At 38.0% G+C, this 3,910-nt stretch carries 5 protein-coding genes; 2 read left to right on the forward strand and 3 right to left on the reverse strand.

Annotated features, from left to right (window positions below; genetic code table 11):
* The 3 genes from E1140_RS01370 to E1140_RS01380 form a co-directional block, all read right to left on the reverse strand.
* On the reverse strand, positions 1-262 hold a 262-nt coding region (locus tag E1140_RS01370; RefSeq protein WP_155178263.1), incomplete at its 3' end, for a hypothetical protein.
* A gap of 2 nt (positions 263-264) precedes the next feature.
* Entirely contained in the window at positions 265-975 is a 711-nt protein-coding gene (locus tag E1140_RS01375; RefSeq protein WP_155178272.1) for a pirin family protein, read from the reverse strand.
* Positions 976-1,241: 266 nt separating this feature from the next.
* On the reverse strand, positions 1,242-2,126 hold the full coding sequence (locus E1140_RS01380) for a helix-turn-helix domain-containing protein (protein WP_155178265.1): 885 nt from the start codon (positions 2,124-2,126) through the stop codon (positions 1,242-1,244).
* Positions 2,127-2,241: 115 nt separating this feature from the next.
* Here E1140_RS01380 and E1140_RS01385 point away from each other — a divergent pair, with 115 nt between their 5' ends.
* Together E1140_RS01385 and E1140_RS01390 are read left to right on the forward strand one after the other, a co-directional pair.
* Positions 2,242-2,511: a hypothetical protein gene (locus E1140_RS01385; RefSeq protein ID WP_155178268.1), complete on the forward strand. Its 270-nt coding sequence runs from the start codon at positions 2,242-2,244 to the stop codon at positions 2,509-2,511.
* Between the two features lie 80 nt (positions 2,512-2,591).
* Entirely contained in the window at positions 2,592-3,884 is a 1,293-nt protein-coding gene (locus E1140_RS01390) for a M20/M25/M40 family metallo-hydrolase (RefSeq protein WP_155178270.1), read from the forward strand.
* Positions 3,885-3,910: the final 26 nt, after the last annotated feature.

The raw sequence follows: 3,910 nt of genomic DNA on the forward strand, positions 1-3,910 counted from the left end.
GTAGCAACAACCCACTACCGCCTCCATAATGTTCTATGAGCTTTATGTTCAACTTATTATTTAAAATTATTCTCTTTGCCAATTCAATATCTGTGCTTTCAACACCGCCTCCTATCAATGCAATATCAAAGTCACCTATGGTTTTCATATCCACCTGTGCTAAAGAAGTGTAACCAACGGCCTCGAATTCCTTGTTTTGATTGACCAGCCGAACTAGCAGTTTGGATAGTGTTTTTGCGATGACGGCAACTTTGTAGCTCATGCTTAGACCATTGGGACTTCCATCAACAGTACTTTAGCATCAGAAGTCGCTTTAAAGTTAACCTTATCAGCTTCCATAATGCCTAACCCATCTCTTTTACCAAGCTTCTGACCATTAATCTCAGCTTCACCTTCAAGAACAAAAGCATAAACGCCATTACCTTGTTTCTTTATAGTATACTCATCAGATGTGTCATTGTCAAAATTTCCTAAATGAAACCATGCATCCTGATGCACCCAAACACCTTCATCATCATTATTTGGTGACAACACCTGATAGAAAGCGTTTTTCTTCTCTACATCTCTAATTGAGATTTGGTCATACCTAGGCTCAACATTACGTTCCCTTGGAAATAACCATATTTGAAGAAACCTCACTTCCTTATCTTCATTCTTGTTGAATTCGCTGTGAAAAATACCTGTACCAGCACTCATCACCTGAACATCACCTTCTTTAATTACAGCCTCATTGCCCATGCTGTCTTTGTGCTTAAGATCTCCTGATAGTGGTATGGAAATAATTTCCATATTGTCATGAGGATGAGTGCCAAAGCCTCGAGCTGGTGCTACTACATCATCATTTAATACACGCAATGCCCCAAACTGCACCCTTTCAGGATTGTAGTAGTTAGCAAAACTAAAAGTATGATGAGAATCTAACCATCCATGATTGGCGTGACCTCTTGTTTCTGCTTTGTGCAAAACGGTTTTCATTGTTTTTTCCTCCTTATTTGGTAGGTGATTAAATCCTACCTGTTTAAATAGTTGATTTTCATTGGTTTCAGCTTTAAGGATACTACTTGCTGCAACTGCCGATAATGTTCCTAATGCCGCTTTTGATAAGAATTTTTTCCTGTCCATATCAATAATCAATGTTTACACATTAAATAACGCCAAAGACGGACAAAAGGATATTACAAAAATGTCGGGAATGCTTATAAAAATATAATATCGCTCGCTAAACGACTTTTAAGGCTAAATTAAATTGAAACTTTCTGATTGTTTCTAAATTGAATAGGCGTTTCTCCTGTAGCTTTTTTGAAGAATGTACTGAAATGAAGTGCCTCTTTAAACCCAAGTTCCAAAGCGATTTGCTTTGCTGTCATATGTGTATGGGTTAGCAGTCTTTTGGCTTCTATAATGATCCTGTCAACAATATAGTCTTTAGCCGTCTGCCCAATGGTCTCTTTCACTACTTCGTTTAAATGCTTGGCCGTAATACTCATCTGGTCAGCATACTCATTGACTTTATGTAAATCTCTAAATTGATCTTCAACCTTAGTCTTAAAATCAACAAGCAGGCATGAGGCTGTCGATCCAATGCTGTGAGGTAAAGTGCAGGCTTGGTTACAATGAATTAAAAACAATAACAACAAAGCACCGAGGGCTTCTAGCCTGTGTTCTTCATTTCCATTATAAAAAGGAATCATCTGCTCGATAAGCTGTCCCAATTCATTTTTTACTACATTATTTACTTCAAGTGGCGGTGATTCACCATACTGTCTGAACATATTTATATTGTTCAGAAAAGAACTGGAGATATTATTTTTAACAAGAAAATCATTTGAAAAAGAAAAAGACCAGCCTTTTGGCCTGTCGTAATGAGAGATTTGATGAATTTGCCCTGGGGATATGAAGTATAACTGATGCTGAGCGAACTTAAACTTGTTGAAATCTATTACATGATAACCCTTGCCTTTTACCAACCATATAATAGTGTAGAAATCATGGCGATGCGGCTTACTTGTTTGGCCATCTACTCTATCATAATGATCTTCAAGCCGTTCCATTCTAAAAAAACGCTTAGTAATATCCTCATCTTCAAGATGATGCACTTTAATCTTCTGAACCTTGTTAAAATGCATAGAGATTTGTAAAAATTAGGTTACCTTTATTGATACTAATTCATTGCAAATTATTCCAAATAGTTATTTTGAGTTACTCTGCAATGATTGAATTTGTAAAATAAAAGTTTAAAAAATGAAATATCCTATTTTCTTTTTCGGTTTCGTGATGGTAGTTGTAGTTGGTTTCGTACTGATGTTTACAAATTATAGTAATCCATCCCAACAGTTAAATGCATTAATGGCTGATGAGCCAATTACTGATTGCTATGACAACACGATGGAAGCCTGGTTTGTGGAGTTTAATAACACTCAGGAAGCAGGAGTTACTATGGAAGAAGCTGATAAAATAGCAGCTGAAAAAGCACTTAATCAATATGATGAGTGCACGGCTTCTATTAAGTAGTTCTTCTTTAATATAGCCCACAGTTTCTCCCCTAGGTCAAGGGAGACTAAATAAGTACGTTTTATATACTAGCACCCCCTATGAGAAGTATTGCTCTGGTAACATTGCTATTGGCATCAATCAGCATTAATGCACAGGTTTCAAAAGTTGAATCAAAAATAGTTAAGGCTATTGATGCTAATGAGGCGGCATCAGTTGAGCTTTTAAAAAAGCTGGTCAACATGAACAGTGGCACCATGAACTTTGAAGGTGTTAAGGCTGTGGGTGATGTTTTAGTTGAAGAATTCAAAAAACTAGGAATGGACGCCAAGATGGTTCCTGGCAATGCCTTTGGTAGAGCTGGACATCTTATCGCTACAAATAATGGTAAGAAGGGACCTAAAATTATGATGATAGGCCATCTCGATACAGTTTTTGAGCCATCAAGTCCTTTTCAGGAATATACTATGGTCAATGACTCTATCATGCGCGCCCCGGGTGTTGCTGATATGAAAGGTGGTAATGTTATCATCCTGTTAGCACTTAAGGGTCTAAAAGAAGCAGGCTTGCTGGACAAGATGACTATAGAGGTAGTTATGACTGGAGACGAAGAGCGAAGTGGCTCTCCGTTAGAATTATCGAAAAAAGCGCTTAAGGACGCTGCTGAAAGAGCAGATATTGCCCTCGGTTTTGAGAATGCAGATGGCAAGCCTAAGACCATTGTTACATCAAGAAGGGGATCTGCCGGTTGGGAATTAAAGGTTGAGGGAAATGCTGCTCACTCTTCTCAAATATTTACCGATAAAGTTGGTGTTGGGGCTATCTATGAAGCATCAAGAATATTGAACGCCTTTTATAAAGAACTCTCAACAGAAGAAAATTTGACCTTCAACCCAGGAACAATTCTAGGTGGTACTGATGTAGCGTATGATGACTCTAAAAGCGGTGGGAGCGCATATGGAAAAACCAATGTTGTAGCTAAAGATGTAATTGTAAAAGGTGACATAAGAGCCGTATCACTCGAGCAACTAGATAAAGCACAGAAAATTATGACAGAGATAGTTAGTAAGAACTATCCAGGTACTAAAGCTACACTGACTTTCGATCCAGGTGGCTACCCTCCCCTTGGAGTAACTGATGGAAATAAGCAGCTTTTATCAATGTATGATGAGGTAAGTAAGAGTTTGGGTTACGGGTCAGTAACAGCAGTGAACCCAAGAAATGCTGGTGCAGCTGACGTATCATTTACTGCCGGACTTGTTGATATGGCTGTAGATGGATTAGGTTTAAGTGGTGCGGATGATCATACAGTAAACGAAACAGGAAACCTTAATATGTTGCCTGTGCAAGCCAAAAGAGCAGCACTATTGATGTACAGATTAACAAAAAAATAGACTGATAAATTGGACTATTTTAACAT

Source organism: Fulvivirga lutimaris (genome assembly GCF_009711525.1).
Lineage (GTDB): Bacteria > Bacteroidota > Bacteroidia > Cytophagales > Cyclobacteriaceae > Fulvivirga > Fulvivirga lutimaris.

Bases quoted from the DNA above. Each gene is read 5' to 3' on its own strand.
- E1140_RS01375 (WP_155178272.1), bottom strand. From the start codon at position 975: ATGAAAACCGTTTTGCACAAAGCAGAAACAAGAGGTCACGCCAATCAT.
- E1140_RS01380 (WP_155178265.1), bottom strand. From the start codon at position 2,126: ATGCATTTTAACAAGGTTCAGAAGATTAAAGTGCATCATCTTGAAGAT.
- E1140_RS01385 (WP_155178268.1), top strand. From the start codon at position 2,242: ATGAAATATCCTATTTTCTTTTTCGGTTTCGTGATGGTAGTTGTAGTT.
- E1140_RS01390 (WP_155178270.1), top strand. From the start codon at position 2,592: ATGAGAAGTATTGCTCTGGTAACATTGCTATTGGCATCAATCAGCATT.